This is a genomic window from Mixta gaviniae (assembly GCF_002953195.1).
Classification (GTDB): Bacteria; Pseudomonadota; Gammaproteobacteria; order Enterobacterales; family Enterobacteriaceae; genus Mixta; species Mixta gaviniae.
Genome location: NZ_CP026377.1, coordinates 2,766,578 through 2,782,157, shown reverse-complemented (window position 1 = coordinate 2,782,157; position 15,580 = coordinate 2,766,578). Strand labels below are relative to the sequence as shown.

The window sequence follows — 15,580 nt, the reverse complement described above, 5'->3', positions numbered from 1 at the left end:
AGGTTTTTAATCTGCCATGAACCCGGCAAAATTACCTGCTTTTTTGCCGGGGGCGCAGCGTGATCCGGCGCAAAGTTTGCCAAAGCGAACCATAATTGCTTAGATCGCTGTTTTAGCCTGAACACTCCGGGGGAGAGCATGTCCAGCATTAAACTGACGGTACGGCGACTCTACAAGCTACAGGGAGAGCGCATGGTCAACACGCGCGCTACGGCGCGGGTCTATGTTGGCGAAACGCTGGTGGCGACAGAAGTGATCACCGGCATGACGGAAAGCGCGGTCAGTAAATACCTGCACCATCACGCCGGGGAAGGGCCGGTGCGGGTTGAGTGGGATTGTGAAGGCATCGCCGATATGGCGGTCAGCGAGATACAGGTTTGCCCCTGTTGTCAGCATGATGAACTGTAAAATAAGGAATTTAACTTGGCTGGAAGTAGCTTACTGACATTGCTTGATGATATCGCGACATTGCTGGATGACATTTCTGTCATGGGCAAGGTCGCTGCAAAGAAAACCGCCGGCGTATTGGGCGACGATCTGTCGCTGAATGCGCAGCAGGTCACCGGCGTAAAGGCCAACCGCGAACTGCCGGTTGTCTGGGGCGTTGCGAAAGGGTCGTTTTTAAATAAGCTGATTCTGGTGCCGCTGGCGCTGGTGATCAGCGCTTTCGCCCCCTGGGCGATCACGCCGCTGCTGATGCTGGGCGGCGCCTATCTCTGCTATGAGGGCGTGGAGAAGGTGATGCACAGCCTGCATCACGATAAAAACGCCGAATCGCCGGAGGCGCGTCAGCTGCGGCTGAAGAAGCTGGTGGAGCAAGATCCGGTCGGCTACGAGAAGAAGAAAATCAAAGGCGCGGTGCGCACCGATTTTATTCTGTCGGCGGAGATTGTTGCTATCACGCTCGGCATCGTCTCCGACGCGCCGCTGCTGAACCAGGTGATTATTCTGGCCGGCATCGCCATTCTGGTAACCATCGGCGTTTACGGCATTGTGGCGGGTATCGTTAAGCTGGATGACCTGGGCTACTGGCTGAGCGAGAAAGCATCCGCCGTGGCGCGCGGCATCGGCAAAGTGCTGTTGGTGGCGGCGCCCTGGTTGATGAAGATCCTGTCGGTGGTCGGCACGCTGGCGATGTTTCTGGTGGGCGGCGGCATTGTGGTGCATGGCATTCCGGCACTGCATCACGCCATCACCCATTTTAGCGCCGGTTTCGCCGGCTTTATCGCTACGCTGCTGGAAAACGGCGCCAACCTGGTGATCGGCTTTATCATTGGGTCGATCGTGCTGTTGGTGGTAAATCTGATTGCGAAGCTGCGCGCTTAAGGTATAAAGAGCGGCGAAAGTTGATTAACGGGAGCATGCCATGAACGACGATATGTTTGAATTTGATATTGACGCCCAGCTGGAAGAGGCGCAGGCCAACGCGGAAAAGAAAGCGAGCGAACTGCCCGAGCTGATGGATGACGAAGCGGACTGCGAAGGCTGCAAAATCTGATTTTCGGCCGTACGCCGCGGGCGACCGCGGTGGTCAAAATGGCAAAAACGGACTCAGGTCCGTTTTTTTTATGCCTGCTTTTCAGGGGGCTATGTCGTTAAACCGCTGCGTCAATTTTTACAGGCTTTGTTTATTTTCCTTATTTTTCACTGGCTGTTGCGTGTCAGCTCCGGCTTTTTATCTGTCGCGCAGGAAAATTCAGGTGCTGCCTGCTATACATAATGAGTGCTTTTTAACCTAACTCAGGAGGCCGCATTATGTTTATCAGCGTCAGCGATGAAGTGAAGCATATCGAGGGTGGTCAAACCATGATCGTCACCGGCATCGCCAGCGGAATGGTGGAGTGTCGCTGGTACGACGGCTACAGCGTGCGTCGTGAAGCGTTCCGCGAAGATGAACTTTCCCCGGTCGCTCTCGACCGCCAGCTCGCCAGCTAACTTCCTCTCCCGCACCCGCCGGTATTGACTGGCGGGTATCGATTTTGTACATTTGGTTCATTATTTCCTTTTTTGCGCCTTTTTGGCGCGTAACAGATGAACCAGGTGAACCATGTCAGAAGAAACCTCTCGTCAGGCGTTTTCCGCCAGGCTTATCGAAGCCTGCAATCGTAAAGGGCTGGAGGCGCACGGCCGCGGCGTCGCGCTGGCGCGGGCGCTGGCGGTCACGCCGCGCGCGGTGGGCAAATGGCTCAATGGCGAAGCACTGCCGCGCGACGGCAAAATTCAGGCGCTGGCCGACTATCTTGACGTCAGCCGCGAGTGGCTGCAGCTCGGTTCGACCCGGCTGGATAACAACGTACGCAGCGTCAACCAGGCGCCCGCCACGCACTGCTATCCGCTGATTAGCTGGGTGAGCGCCGGGCTTTGGAGCGAGGCGGTCGAACCCTGGTCGCGCGCCGAGATCGATCGCTGGCCCGCCACCACGCGCCATGTCAGCGAAAACAGCTTCTGGCTGGAGGTCAAAGGTGATTCGATGACCTCGCCCGTCGGGCTGAGCATTCCGGAAGGGATGATGATTCTGGTCGATCCCGATATCCCCGCCACATCAGGAAAGCTGGTGGTTGCCCGCCTGATTAATGCCAACGAGGCAACCTTTAAGCGCTATATCGAAGATGGCGGGCGCAAATACCTTAAGCCGTTAAATCCTGAATATAAAATGCAGGAAATCCACGATGACTGCCGCATCATCGGCGTTGTGGTGGAAGCCAAATGGGAAAATTTAGGTTAAGCGATCCCATTAACAAAATGAACTAATTGTTCTTGTTATTTATGTACCAATGGTTCATTATTGATTCATCCTTTTTATCGTTGGGAGAAGGGGATGGACATCGTAATGAACCTGTTGTTGCTGTTATCCGGCCTCGCGAAAGGCTATTTGACCCGCCTCACTCTACAAGAGTGGGGGTACCTGCTGGGCGTGGCCTTCGCTATACTGCGCGGCGGCATGATGTGGTATGACAACCGCAGAGAGCAGCGCCGCCGCACCGCCATTTTCGAACGCTACGCCAGCCAGATGGCGCCGCGCGGCATTCGGCGGGCGTGGAACAAGCTGCGCCGTCTGGAAGCCAAACCGCCCGCGCAGGGCCGCCCAAAAGAGTAGCGGGCGCATTATCTGCCGGCCCGCCTTGCCGGCGGGTTTCTGGCTACACTGCTACTAATCTGAGTGCAATCAGGAGTACCGAGCGTGTTGAATCATGCGTTGCTTCGCCGTCGGGGATCGGACCGGCACCCGCACGCTATCGTTCATGTTTGCTTTATTGTCGTGCTGCTTTTCTCTTCCGCCCTGACCTGGCGCGAGGCGGTGGTATTGAAAAGAACCTATGAAGCCGAGCGTCAGGGGAGAGTTTCCGCCATCGCCAATAATCTGGAGCGGCAGTTTCAGTCCAGCCTCGATAAGATGCTGTTCTATCGCCGCATCCTGCAGTATGCGCTGGTCAATCCGCTGGAGTCCGACAACAGCCGCCGCGCCATCCGGCTGTTTAGCCAGCTGCGTCGCAAGACGAGCTGGAGCCTGAACGTCAATACACAACGTAATATGCCGCTGAGCGGCATTTCCGATCACGAGCTGAGCGCTTACGGGCTGCTCGACCGCAGCGACTGGGCGCGCCTGCAGAAAGAAGTCGGCGCGGCGCTGGAGTTCAGCTTTATTTTGCAGTTTACCGAACCGGAAAAAGATTTTGAGCGGCGGCTTTGGTATCTCTCACGCGCCGGGTTTTTCGTTAGCTCTTTTCCACCCAGCAGCAACCAGCAGGCGCTGGACAACTACCGCATTATGGCGCAGCGCAGCTACTTCACGGAGATGACCCCCGAAAGCAATCCGCTGCGCCGGCTGCGCTGGACCCAGGTCTATCAGGGTGGCCTGAACGAAGGCGCCATGGTGACCGTCAGCGTGCCGGTCGACGGCGAGGATTACTGGTACGGCGTGCTGGCGATGGATTTCGCCAGCGATCGCGTTCACGCCTACCTGCAACAGGCGTTGCCGTCGGGCCGGCAGGGCGCCGTTCTGCTGCTTGACCGCGCCATGAATACGCTGGCCGCCTCGGATAATTTTCCCTATAAGCAGGGGCATGATCTGAGCGTGCAGGAGAGGGAGCTGCTGCGTCAGCAGACGGCCAGGGCTGATAAAGGGCAGCTGCGCCTGGGCGCGCGCTTTGTCAGCTGGCGGCGCATGAACGATTTCGACGGCGTACTGCTTAGCATTCAGACCTGGAAAGAGAGCATTCAGGGGGAGGTAGGGCGTGTTTCGCTGGTGCTGCTGTTCACCTGGCTGCTCTTTACCCTGCTGCTGCTGGTTGCCTGGTATACCATTCATCGTCTGATCGATCGGCTCCTGGGGCTGCAGCATCAGCTCTATCAGCGCGCCAGTCACGATCCGCTGACGCAGCTACTCAACCGCGGCGCCTTTTTCGAACGAGCGCGTCCGCTTAGCGCGCTGTGCGAGCGGCATCAGCAGCCGCTGGCGCTGATCCAGCTCGATATCGACTATTTTAAACGGGTGAACGACAGCTGGGGCCATCACGCCGGGGATCAGGCGCTCAGGCACACGGCGCGAATTATTGAACAGCAGCTGCGGGAAAGCGATCTCTGCGGGCGCATCGGCGGCGAAGAGTTTTGCCTGCTGCTGCCGGAGACCGGGCATGAAGATGCGTGCGGCGTGGCGGAGCGGATACGGGCAGCGCTGGCGGCGGAAAAGGTCGCTATCGACGACCGGCTGACTTTGCAGATCACCGCATCGTTCGGCGTCGCCAGCAGTAGCGAACAGGGAACCTGGACGATTGAAAGCCTGCAATCGGCAGCCGACCGCAGGCTTTATCTGGCGAAGCAGGGCGGCCGCAACCGCGTCTGCTGGCAGGGTTAGACGTTGCCTTGGTTATCCTCTTCCACCGCCTGATAGATACGCTGCAAAATATCGGGGAAAGCGGACTGGACGCGGCTCCAGCTGGGGATAAAGGGTTTGTCGTTAGGTCTTTCCATAAACGCCTGTCCGGCGTCGAGGATCGCCTGGGTAAACATCTCGACCGCCGCCTCTTCGCTGTGCTGATCGAAATGCAGCCCGTTCATACTCGCTTCGTGGCTGTAAATCTCCATCATATCGAGCGCGTTGCGGTAGTAGGTCGCTTTCAGCACGCGGAACGAATCGCTGGTCAGGTTTACGCCCATGGTCGCCAGCTTGCGCATCAGCGACTGCACGATATCGTTACTCATGCGGCGCAGGCCGCCGGTGCCATCCTCTTCTGATAGCGGCTGATGTTTGTGATCGTAGTTGTGGGCGATCTCCACCTGGCAGGTCTGCCGCGTGGTGTAGTTGCGGTAAATTTCTGACAGCACGCCGATTTCCAGTCCCCAGTCGCCGGGGATTTTAATGCCGTTCAGCACATGGGTGCGCATGGCAAATTCGCCCGAGAGCGGATAGCGGAAGCTGGTCAGGTAGTCGAGATAGTCTGAATGGCCATAGACCTGCTGCAGCGAGCGCAGCAGCGGCCCCACCAGCAGGCGGCCGACGCGGCCGTTGAGCTTGTTGTTCGCCACGCGGGCATAGAAGCCTTTGCAGAACTCATACTCAAACGCCGGGTTCGCCAGCGGGTAGAGCAGGCGCGCCAGCATGCCGCGCTCATAGGTAACGATATCGCAGTCGTGCAGCGCAACGCAGCTGCTGCGATCGGAGGCGAGCGTGTAGCCGGTGCAGAACCAGACGTTGCGGCCTTTGCCCGGCTGGGTTGGCGACAGCCCCTCTTTATCCAGCTCCGCATCCAACGCCTTCAGGCGTGGTCCGTCGTTCCACAAAATGCGGTGGCGCTGCGGCAGGCGCGAAAAGAAATCGCGTGCGAAAAGAAACTGATCGCGATCGGCGCGATCGAGCCCGATAACAATTTCCTCCAGGTAGGGCACCTTCGCCAGCTCATCGACAATATGGCTCAGCGCCGGACCTTCCAGCTCGGAAAACAGCGACGGCAGAATCAATCCCATCTTGCGCTTACGCGCAAACTGCACCATTTCACTTTCCAGCGCCTCGGTCGGGCGGCCGGTCAGGTTATGAAAATTCGTTATGACACCGTTCTGGAAAAAATCACTCATATCTGGCTCCACATCAAGCAAACGGGCCTGCGGCCGCGCCTGAGTCATTCCTGTGAGATAAAATAGTCGAGGCCTTCGCACCAGCCAGCGGGGCCATATTCCATGGTTTGATAGACGTGACGCTCATCCTGGCGCGTCAGCTCCACCGGGTTCTTGCTGTATCCCTTGATCACTACGGCGTAATCGACGCTGTCCAGCATCGGCGCGTCGTTAGGGCCGTCGCCCAGCCCGACGGTAATAAAGCGCTTCCCTCCTGAGGTGGTCATATTCTGCAGCAGCCAGCGCAGCGCTTCGCCTTTACCGCTGCCTTTCGGCATTACGTGCCAGAAGCGGCCGCCCTGCACTAGCATCAGTGATTCCTGCTCCAGCGCCTGGCGGAACAGGGCAAGCTGCTCATCGCTGTCGCGCCATACCAGGGTTTCCGACGCCTCGCGCATGCGCGCCAGCGCGGCGCCGGCGGGCGGCAGGCCGGTGATATCCGCCAGCTCTTTTTCAGTAAAATCGATAAAGCCGGTAAAGCGGAAATGGTGCTGCTGCTGCAGACGGCGCAGACAGTGGCAAATTTCGCTGTAGTCTTTGCCGGCGTGGTGACGCACCATTTCACCCTGCGCATTTTCAAGCTGCACCAGCGCGCCGTTCTCGGCGATAAAGGGTGCGCCGGGAAAACCAAGCTGCTGCTGCAGCGGAATGATCTCCGCTGAGGTTTTGCTGGTACAAATCACCAGCGGAATATGCGCCTCGCGCAGCCGTGTTAACCACGGCTCCGCCGGCTGCCAGCTGTAGGTATGGTGATCTAACAGCGACCCGTCGAGGTCAGTGACGATCATTAAGGGATCTTGCAAATTCGGCATGCCAAAGTCCTCATAGTAACGGCGTCCGATACGGTAGCGACTCTGCCTAAGTATAACGAGAGTTGTTAACTCTGACGGGCGGCGGGGTAACCAGGAGGTGGCGAACTCGCTCAGAATAGTCTGGAAATCAGGCGATTTGTTAAGCGCCGGATCAGGATGGGGTGCGCGTCTAATAAAGTGAAAAATCTCTGCTTTTCCAGCGCAGCATGGGCAATATCGGTTAAATAAAAGGCGTTATACCGGGTGAATGAGATTTATCTTAAGGAATAATTAACGTACTCTGTCGCCGTTATAAGGAATTTCCTGGTGTAACGAATTTCATTGACGACTCTGTCATCCCGGCCCAACCAGGTCGGGATTTTTTTATGCCCGCTCTGACGCGCGTCCGGAAAAATGTGAAAGTGCCTGCTTATGACATCCCCCTCCAGAGCCATTGGCTAACGGAAACGCGCCTGGCCCAGGCCCATCAGCGCCATTTGCTGATGGAAACGCACAGATCAATGACGCTGACAAAAGCCCTTGGGTCATTCGCTAACGGAAACGCACATAGCAACGCCGCTGATAAAGCCCGTTAGCACCACTGTGACTCACTAACGTACCCTTAACGCCCCTTGCTGGCGCAAGCGTGCTTAGCGATGTCGCTCGCTGACGGAACAGTCATGAATATCAAGTTCAAACGCCTCATCCAGCGCCGGCTTGTCGTCCGCGCCGCGTTCCGCATCCTGATACGCCCATTCGCTCCAGCCATCAAGGCGCTGAACGCCCTCCGCACCAGTGGGGGTCTGACGGGCAATCTCGTCTGACGGCGCGCGGCTAATACGGTTATGCGTCATAATTCCCTCCGGCATCAGGATGGACGCCAAAAGTATAGGTGATGTGCAGGCGGTTATTGCGACCGGGATCGCGTGCAGGGATAAATAAGAAAATACGCAAAAAAAAGCCCGCGCTGCGCGGGCAAAAATCCTTGTTACTTTTAGGTTGACTGCGCCTGTGGGGTTGGTGCAGTGGCAATAAGTGTAGGCAAAACCCCCGTCAGAAGTCTTGCAGCAAAACGTTAAGGAAATGAAAAGGCGCCCAAGATATTTCTTAACCTTTACCTGACCTTACAGGCAATAAATTACGCGGCTGCTACACTTACCCATGGATAAAATCAACAACACAGGAGAGGTTATGGACTTATTGCGCATTATTATTGCCATTTTGTTACCGCCGCTGGGGGTCTTTTTACAGGTAGGTTTCGGCGGCGCATTCTGGCTGAATATCCTGCTGACGCTGTTGGGCTATATTCCCGGTATCATTCATGCGGTCTGGGTTATTGCGCGACGTTAATTCGCCGTTTATTCTCCGCTGTAACGCTAATGGCCTGAGCAGGGGAGCAAGATAAACATGAAGGTAAACGATCGCGTCACGGTAAAAACCGATGGCGGCCCACGGCGGCCTGGCACCGTACTGGCGGTAGAGGATTTTAATGAAGGCACCATGTATCTGGTGGCGCTGGAAGATTATCCGCTGGGCATCTGGTTTTTCAACGAAACCGGGCACGATGACGGCATTTTCGTTGAGCCCGTAACGGGCAACGCGTAAAGAAAAACACCTCCTGTGGAGGTGTTTTTTTTATGGCGCGAAGCTCGCCGGTTAAAGGGGCTGCCGCTTTTCGCTTTCCCCGCCTGGTGGACAATGCTTAAAGAAAAACACCTCCTGTGGAGGTGTTTTTTTATGGCGCGGAGCCCGCCGGTTAAAGGGGCTGCCGCTTTTCGCTTTCCGCGTCTGGTGGGCAATGTTTAAAGAAAAACACCTCCTGTGGAGGTGTTTTTTTATGGCGCGAAGCCCGCCCGTTAAAAGGTTTCCCAGTTTTCATTTTCGGCCAGCGCGGGGCGCAGTTTCGCGGCGGACGGCGCTTTCTGCGACGCGACGCTTTTCAGCGGCGAAACCGTTTCTTGCTGCGACAGACGAAACGCAGCAACAGCCTGCGTCAGGCGCGCGGCCTGCTCCTCCAGCGAAGCGGCGGCGGATGACGCCTCTTCCACCAGCGAGGCGTTTTGCTGCGTCACGTTATCCATTTCCGTTACCGCCTGGCTGACCTGTTGAATACCGCGGCTCTGCTCATCGGAGGCGGCGGCGATCTCCGCCATAATATCGGTCACACGGCGAACCGCCTCGACAATGTCGGTCATGGTGGTGCCCGCATGGCTAACCTGCTCAGAACCGCGACCAATCAGATTGACCGATTCGGCGATCAGCCCCTCAATCTCTTTCGCCGCCTGCGCGCTGCGTTGCGCAAGGTTGCGCACTTCGCTGGCGACCACGGCAAAACCGCGCCCCTGTTCGCCAGCGCGTGCCGCTTCCACCGCGGCGTTCAGCGCCAGAATATTGGTCTGGAAAGCGATACTGTTAATAACTGTCGTGATCTCGGCGATTTTCTTTGAGCTGCCGGAGATATTGTTCATGGTGCTGATAACGCCGCTGACGATATCGCCGCCTTCGCGCGCTTTACCGGAGGCGTCGGCTGCCAGCTGGCTGGCATGATGGGCATTATCGGCGTTCTGTTTCACCGTGGCGGTCAGCTGCTCCATGCTGGCGGCGGTCTGCTCCAGCGCTGAGGCCTGTTGTTCGGTACGCGACGAGAGATCGGTATTGCCGGCGCTGATCTCGCCGGATCCCTGGTAGATCGCCACCGCACCTTCGCGCACGACGCCGACGGTGGTCACCAGTGAGCGCTGCATCGCCTGCAGATTGGCACTCAGCACGCCAATCTCGCTGCGGCCCCAACTGCGGGGCGGGGCGGTCAGGTCGCCTGCGGCGATGCGCGCGATGCTTTCCCCTGCCTGATGCAGCGGCTGGATCACTACGCGACGCAGGAAGATAAAGGTCATCAGCGTCAGCGCCAGCGCAACGGCAAAGGCCGCGCCCATAATCAGATAGCCCAGCTGAGACTGGGCACTGGCCCGCTGATTGATCGCCTCAGCGCGCGCGGTGCGGATCTGAATCGCCTTTAACAGCACGGCGTTATAGGCATCGTCGAGTTTGCGGGTAACATCGGTTTCCTGGGCGATCGCCCCTTCGAAGCTGCCCTGTTTCGCCGATTGCACCATCGGCGTCACGCCTTTCGTCAGGTAGGCGTTGAAACGCTCCTGCAGCGGCGCGTCCAGCGCGCTGTCCGCGTCGCCTTTATTGGGACGATTAAGGTAGGTAGTAAAGTTTTGCTGTGCCTGACCAAGACGCTTTTCCACCGCGCCCAGAATGGCGCGAAACTCATCCATTTCGCCGATGCGCGCGGCGGCGGCGGCGTGGATCACCAGCAGCCTGGCGGTGCGCAGATGGTTGGAGCTGTTGGAGAGCGCCATGCGTATCTGAATTTCCTGCGTCGCCTCATCCAGCGACCGGTTGCTTTGCTGTAAAAACCAGCCGGAAAGGCCAATGCTCAGGGCGAAAAGCACCAGAATGCCGGTGAAAATCGTAGTGAACATGGGAACCAAACGCAGATGCTGCCAAAAACTGACCCGGTCATGGGCCCCGTCAGGGGAGGTGGTTTTCATATCCTTTTGCTCTCTGTAGGTAAGGTAGGCGATGTCAGATCCGTAATAAGCATCGGCAACCCCGGCAAAAGGCTTAGCGGGATAAATGAGAGGCAGATCGCAAAACAGAAAAGCAAAAAGAAAGGCCGGCAAAGCCGGCCTTTCTTTTATCTTACATTGACATAGAGACTTATCTTACGTTCACGTAGATGCCGGATGTCACGTTATCCGTCAAGCGCACCACATGATAGATCACCTGTTTATTATGGGTTTTGATCTTACGTTTAATATTGCCTTTATGCGATGAAACCGTCTTGGCTTTAATTTGCATCTTGTCGGAAATCTGTATGGTGTCATGACCTGACATCCACATTTTAAGCATATTCGATTCCGTCTGGCTGAGCGTCAGTGGATTGACGTCGATGCCGGAAGACGTGCGGGTAGAGGTGCTAATCTTTTTCTGCAGGTAGCTACTTAATAATTTATCCAAAGTGGCGGACTTTATCGATTTTGACGTAATAATCAGGTTCTTACGAACGTAGAGATATTCCTCAAAATGGATATTGGCAATCGCCATAAATATAAAAAATATGGTGTCAGGGTGCTGCAAAATAATATTACGAATACGTTCACTGGAATCCGCTTCATGAATGAAACACTCTTCATTAATAAAGACAACGCCAGGTTTAACCTGCTGACACTTAATATGTAGCTGTTCGATATCGTTAACGGATGAGATATTTTTCTTCTTAACTCCCTTTGTTGCCATGTAATCCATTAATCCCAGACGTGTATAGCTGCATGAATCCATAATAATCGTTGGCATGATAGCGACCCTCACCAATTTGTTATCCGTTTAAATCAACGATGAATACGCGTTTGCGGTACGGGAAAGATTTCTATTAACAATCTTGTAATTTTACTCAGCTGTGCTGAACTCTTAACAGCGCATCGCCGAGGTCATCTTTCTTCCTTGTATCTACAGCAGATTTTTACGCCAGGCAGGGAACATCACTGCCTTAAGCGCAGCAGAACGCAAGCGGCTACCTGTCGGAACGACATTTTGCCCTGGCGCACGCCTGATGCAACTTTTGAGAACGTTTTCACTATCGCGCAGAACTAAGATAATCCTGATAGGACAAATCTTAAAACCATTTATTTCTCGAATGTGTGATGAATTCGAGAGCGACGACAATGCCGTAAAAATTCCATTTAGACAAGAAAAAACCGCAGAAAAATTTTTCCTTTCGAAAACATCCATTTGCGTGTTTAACCCGTGCTGGACCTGACTTTACGCCCGTTGCGAATTCCGTTTTAAAATACGCGAAGCGCCATTTAATGCGAATAAATTTCATCGCCCAAAACAATTTATCAGATTTTCCTCAGTGAAATTCTGATAAAAATGGTTCGAAAAGTACGCAGAAACATTGTGGGTGCTTAAGTATAGATACAGCGCGGCTTAAGAAATGCTGGAGTTTACTTTTGCGGCATTTCAGAAAGTATGTCAGAAAGTAAATCAAATACTTCGCTGAACAGATGCTCACAGAAAGGAGCAAGCAGGGGCATAAGTATGCCAATTGTTAAAATTCCGATCGATAAGGTTACAGGAAAGCCTATAGCGAAAACGGAGAGCTGTGGTGCAACGCGGTTTAACAAACCCAGGGCCAGGTTAATGGTGAGCAGCAAAATGATTAGCGGAAGCGCAAGTCTCATCCCGTTGAGGAAAATTAATCCACCCGCTTTGGCAAGCGCCAGGAATGCATTGGCATTAAGTGGGTCTCCCCCGATGGGCAATGTATGAAAACTGTCCGCCAGTAACGAGATCAGCCACAGGTGACCGTTAAAGGTTAAAAACAGCAGCATCGCCAGCATATCGAGAAAGCGCGCCAGCACCGGCATATTCAGGCGGCTGCCCGGATCAAAGAAGGTAGCAAAAGAGAGCCCCATCTGTAATCCGATCAGTTCGCCCGCCATGCGTACCGCGGCAAACGCGAACTGCATGGTGAATCCTAACGCAATGCCAATCAACAGTTGTTGAATCAACAGCCAAAAACCGCCCACGGAAAACAGCGTAACATTCGTCGGCGGCAACTCCGGCGCGAGGATCCAGGTAATCATCAGCGCCAGACCGATTTTGACCTTTTTACTGATGGAATGTTCGCTGAAGATCGGCGCAGTGCTGAACAGCGCCAGCAGGCGCACCATCGGCCAGAAGAACTGACCGACCCACAGCATAAGTTGGCTGCTGTCCAGCGTTACCATAAATCGCGTCTCTCAAAACCGGGAAGGCGGCGCGCCGAAAGCTCGGCTAGCCAATCATGTAGGGCAGGTTGCTGAACAGTGTGCGGATATAGTCCAGCAGCAGGTTCAGCATCCACGGACCGGCGACCACCACAGTTGCGGCGACGGCCAGGATTTTAGGAATAAAAGAGAGCGTCTGTTCGTTGACCTGCGTTGCCGCCTGCAGCAGGCTGATAATCAGGCCGCTGACCAGCGCGGCCAGCAGCAGCGGCGCGGCGACCATCAGGGCGACTTTCATCGCGTCGTGGCCAAGGACCATTACCGATTCTGGGGTCATGATTGCTCCGGGTATCAGGAATAAAAGCTCTGCGCCAGCGACCCGACCAGCAGCTGCCAGCCATCCACCAACACAAACAACATCAGCTTAAATGGCAGGGCAATCGTTGCCGGCGGTACCATCATCATCCCCAGCGCCATCAGCACGCTGGCAATGACCAGATCGATAATCAAAAACGGAATAAAGACGGTGAAGCCAATCTGAAACGCGGTTTTCAGCTCGCTGGTCACGTAGGCGGGCAGCAGAATGCGCATCGGCACCGCTTCCGGTCCGGCAATCGGCGCCGTATTGGCCAGGCGGGCGAACAGCGCCAGATCTGCTTCACGCGTCTGACGCAGCATAAATTCGCGCAGCGGCTGCGCCCCTTTCTCCAGCGCCACGTCCATCGCGATTTTGTCCTGACTGAACGGCAGGTAGGCGTCCTGATAGATCTTATCGAACACCGGCGCCATGATGAAAAACGTCAGAAACAGCGACAGCCCCAGCAGGACCTGGTTCGGCGGCGCGGACGGCGTGCCGAGCGCGTTGCGCAGCAGGCCGAAGACGATGATGATGCGCGTAAAGCTGGTCATCATCAGCAAAATGGCCGGCAAAAAGGTCAGCGAGGTGATGAACACCAGCGTCTGCACGGGCAGAGACCAGCTCTGTCCGCCGCCAGGCAGCGGCTGCGTAACCAGACCAGGCAACTGAGCATGCACCTCGGGCGCTAACAGCAGCAGAGGCAGCAACGGAAGCAGGCGACGAATCATTGGGGTTTTCCGGGACGTTTCACTAACGTCTGTAAAATCTGACGGAAGTCAGGTGCCGCCTGGGCGGGCGGCGCATCCTGTTGTTCGGGATCTTTAGGCGGCAGCGTATGCAGATGGGTAATCTGCTGCGCGGTCACGCCCAATACCAGGCGGGCATCTTCTACCTCGACAATCACCACGCGTTCGCGCTGACCGACCTGAACGCTGGCGCTGATTTTCAGCGCCTGCGGGCCGCCAAGACGCTTGGGCGCGAAGCCGAAGCGTTTCGCCAGCCAGGCGCAGGCGAGGATCAGCAGCACGATGCCCGCCAGCACGCTGCTGACCTGAGTCAGCGCGGAACCGGTGGAGAAGGCGGGCTGTGCGGCGTGCAGGGAAGAAGCCTGCTGGGTATGGCTGTTCATCATTAACGGCTCAGGCGACGCATACGTTCAGAGGGCGTGATAATGTCGGTAATGCGCACGCCATATTTATCATTGACCACCACCACTTCGCCCTGGGCGATCAGGTAGCCGTTGATCAGGATATCCAGCGGCTCGCCGGCGAGGCCTTCCAGCGCCACCACCGAACCCTGCGTCAGACGCAGCAGCTCTTTGATGGTCATCTTGGTGCGGCCCAGCTCAACGGTCAGCTTTACCGGGATATCCATGATCAGATCGATATCCTGCAGCGACCCGCCGAGATCTTTACTCTCTAACGATTTGAAGACGTTATCCGTGGATGACGTGCTGTCGGCTGCGGCTTGTTCACCCATCGCCTCAGCCCACAGATCGTCCGCAGAGATATTGTCATTGGACGTGTTATTGCTGTCACTCATCGGGCTGTTCCTCATTCAGCGAATTCAAAATCGGGTTAATCAAGTGTTCTACACGCAGCGCGTACTGCCCGTTCAGGGTGCCGTACTGGCTGGTCAACACCGGCACGCCGTCGACATGGGCGATAATGCGGTCCGGTTTTTCAATCGGCAGTACATCGCCGGGCTTCAGCTGCAGTATGCGCGACAGGCGCAGAGAAACGTCGGCAAAGGTGGCAATCAGCTCCAGCTCGGAGTGCTGCACCTGCTTCACCAGCGTTTCGCGCCAGTGCTGATCTTCCTGCCGGGAGTTTTCCAGCGGCGGGTTGACCAACAGTTCGCGCAGCGGCTCGATCATGCTGAAGGGGATACAGATGTTGAATTCCCCTACCAGGTTACCGATCTCCACCTGAAACGGCGTGGTGACCACAATATCGTTCGGCGAGGTGGTGATGTTGGTGAACTTCACCTGCATCTCCGAACGCACATATTCAACATCCAACGGATAAATCGCTTTCCATGCGTCGCTGTAGCCTTCCAGCGCCAGCTTGAGCATACGGCGGATGACGCGCTGTTCCGTGTGGGTAAATTCGCGACCTTCCACTTTCGTGGGGAAGCGGCCGTCGCCCCCGAACAGGTTATCCACCGCGATAAACACCAGGCTTGGCGAGAACACGAACAGAGCGGTTCCGCGCAGCGGCTTCAGGTGGATCAGGTTCAGGTTGGTCGGCACCGGCAGGTTACGGGCGAATTCATGATACGGCTGAATTTTAATCGCCCCGACGCTGATATCCGGACTACGACGCAACAGGTTAAACAGCCCCATACGGAACTGACGCGCAAAGCGTTCGTTGATGATTTCCAGCGCCTGCAGACGCTCGCGCACCACGCGACGCTGGGTATTCGGGTCGTAGGGGCGAATATTGTTATCGCCCGTACTTTTATTCTTATCATCTTCCGCGCTTTCGCTGTCGCCATTGAGAAGCGCGTCAATCTCAGCTTGTGAAAGAATGCTATCGCCCATT

20 protein-coding genes are annotated in these 15,580 nt (G+C 55.9%); 9 read left to right on the top strand and 11 right to left on the bottom strand.

Features of this window, described 5'->3' with window-relative positions; genetic code table 11:
• Positions 1–138 precede the first annotated feature (138 nt).
• From C2E15_RS13025 to dgcQ, 7 genes are all read left to right on the top strand, one after another.
• Positions 139–408: a hypothetical protein gene (locus C2E15_RS13025; protein WP_104957746.1), complete on the top strand. Its 270-nt coding sequence runs from the start codon at positions 139–141 to the stop codon at positions 406–408.
• A gap of 15 nt (positions 409–423) precedes the next feature.
• Positions 424–1,326 carry a DUF808 domain-containing protein gene (locus C2E15_RS13020; RefSeq protein WP_104957745.1) on the top strand — a complete coding sequence of 301 codons (903 nt, stop codon included), beginning with the start codon at positions 424–426 and terminating at the stop codon, positions 1,324–1,326.
• Positions 1,327–1,366: 40 nt separating this feature from the next.
• Positions 1,367–1,498: a hypothetical protein gene (locus C2E15_RS22220; protein WP_257152224.1), complete on the top strand. Its 132-nt coding sequence runs from the start codon at positions 1,367–1,369 to the stop codon at positions 1,496–1,498.
• A gap of 257 nt (positions 1,499–1,755) precedes the next feature.
• Complete coding sequence (locus tag C2E15_RS13015; RefSeq protein ID WP_104957744.1) at positions 1,756–1,935, top strand: YodC family protein; 180 nt, start codon at positions 1,756–1,758, stop codon at positions 1,933–1,935.
• A gap of 112 nt (positions 1,936–2,047) precedes the next feature.
• Complete coding sequence (locus C2E15_RS13010; protein WP_104957743.1) at positions 2,048–2,725, top strand: LexA family protein; 678 nt, start codon at positions 2,048–2,050, stop codon at positions 2,723–2,725.
• 93 nt (positions 2,726–2,818) lie between these two features.
• Positions 2,819–3,097 (top strand): hypothetical protein, encoded by a 279-nt coding sequence (locus C2E15_RS13005; protein WP_104957742.1) that lies wholly within the window; start codon positions 2,819–2,821, stop codon positions 3,095–3,097.
• Positions 3,098–3,181: 84 nt separating this feature from the next.
• Complete coding sequence (dgcQ, locus tag C2E15_RS13000; RefSeq protein WP_167391874.1) at positions 3,182–4,855, top strand: cellulose biosynthesis regulator diguanylate cyclase DgcQ; 1,674 nt, start codon at positions 3,182–3,184, stop codon at positions 4,853–4,855.
• Here the strand turns inward: dgcQ and C2E15_RS12995 are convergent.
• The 3 genes from C2E15_RS12995 to C2E15_RS12980 form a co-directional block, all read right to left on the bottom strand.
• A complete protein-coding gene (locus C2E15_RS12995) occupies positions 4,852–6,072 on the bottom strand; it encodes a glycosyltransferase family protein (RefSeq protein WP_104957740.1) in 1,221 nt (406 codons plus the stop codon). The two genes, dgcQ and C2E15_RS12995, sit on opposite strands and share 4 nt — an antisense overlap.
• Positions 6,073–6,116: 44 nt before the next feature.
• A complete protein-coding gene (locus tag C2E15_RS12990; protein ID WP_104957739.1) occupies positions 6,117–6,923 on the bottom strand; it encodes a mannosyl-3-phosphoglycerate phosphatase-related protein in 807 nt (268 codons plus the stop codon).
• 629 nt (positions 6,924–7,552) lie between these two features.
• Positions 7,553–7,756 (bottom strand): DUF2525 domain-containing protein, encoded by a 204-nt coding sequence (locus tag C2E15_RS12980; protein WP_104957737.1) that lies wholly within the window; start codon positions 7,754–7,756, stop codon positions 7,553–7,555.
• Positions 7,757–8,093: 337 nt separating this feature from the next.
• Here C2E15_RS12980 and C2E15_RS12975 point away from each other — a divergent pair, with 337 nt between their 5' ends.
• Together C2E15_RS12975 and dsrB are read left to right on the top strand one after the other, a co-directional pair.
• Positions 8,094–8,252 (top strand): YqaE/Pmp3 family membrane protein, encoded by a 159-nt coding sequence (locus C2E15_RS12975; protein WP_038625380.1) that lies wholly within the window; start codon positions 8,094–8,096, stop codon positions 8,250–8,252.
• 57 nt (positions 8,253–8,309) lie between these two features.
• Positions 8,310–8,507, top strand: a complete 198-nt coding sequence (gene dsrB, locus C2E15_RS12970) for a protein DsrB (RefSeq protein WP_104957736.1) — start codon at positions 8,310–8,312, stop codon at positions 8,505–8,507.
• 251 nt (positions 8,508–8,758) lie between these two features.
• On the opposite strand, the gene C2E15_RS12965 is transcribed toward dsrB, so the two are convergent.
• The 8 genes from C2E15_RS12965 to fliM all read right to left on the bottom strand — a co-directional run bounded on the left by C2E15_RS12965 (position 8,759) and on the right by fliM (position 15,579).
• The gene (locus C2E15_RS12965) at positions 8,759–10,459 is read right to left on the bottom strand and encodes a methyl-accepting chemotaxis protein (protein ID WP_104957735.1); all 1,701 of its coding nucleotides are present in this window, start codon (positions 10,457–10,459) and stop codon (positions 8,759–8,761) included.
• 169 nt (positions 10,460–10,628) lie between these two features.
• Positions 10,629–11,264: a transcriptional regulator RcsA gene (gene rcsA / locus C2E15_RS12960; protein WP_104957734.1), complete on the bottom strand. Its 636-nt coding sequence runs from the start codon at positions 11,262–11,264 to the stop codon at positions 10,629–10,631.
• A gap of 650 nt (positions 11,265–11,914) precedes the next feature.
• Complete coding sequence (gene fliR, locus C2E15_RS12955; protein WP_104957733.1) at positions 11,915–12,700, bottom strand: flagellar biosynthetic protein FliR; 786 nt, start codon at positions 12,698–12,700, stop codon at positions 11,915–11,917.
• Between the two features lie 46 nt (positions 12,701–12,746).
• A complete protein-coding gene (fliQ, locus tag C2E15_RS12950) occupies positions 12,747–13,016 on the bottom strand; it encodes a flagellar biosynthesis protein FliQ (RefSeq protein WP_104957732.1) in 270 nt (89 codons plus the stop codon).
• 14 nt (positions 13,017–13,030) lie between these two features.
• Positions 13,031–13,762, bottom strand: a complete 732-nt coding sequence (gene fliP, locus C2E15_RS12945) for a flagellar type III secretion system pore protein FliP (protein WP_104959175.1) — start codon at positions 13,760–13,762, stop codon at positions 13,031–13,033.
• Entirely contained in the window at positions 13,762–14,166 is a 405-nt protein-coding gene (fliO, locus tag C2E15_RS12940; protein WP_104959176.1) for a flagellar biosynthetic protein FliO, read from the bottom strand. Before fliO ends, fliP begins: the two co-directional genes overlap by 1 nt.
• Positions 14,167–14,168: 2 nt before the next feature.
• Positions 14,169–14,579, bottom strand: a complete 411-nt coding sequence (gene fliN, locus C2E15_RS12935) for a flagellar motor switch protein FliN (protein ID WP_104957731.1) — start codon at positions 14,577–14,579, stop codon at positions 14,169–14,171.
• Positions 14,572–15,579: a flagellar motor switch protein FliM gene (gene fliM / locus C2E15_RS12930; protein ID WP_104957730.1), complete on the bottom strand. Its 1,008-nt coding sequence runs from the start codon at positions 15,577–15,579 to the stop codon at positions 14,572–14,574. Before fliM ends, fliN begins: the two co-directional genes overlap by 8 nt.
• Between the last annotated feature and the right edge of the window lies 1 nt (position 15,580).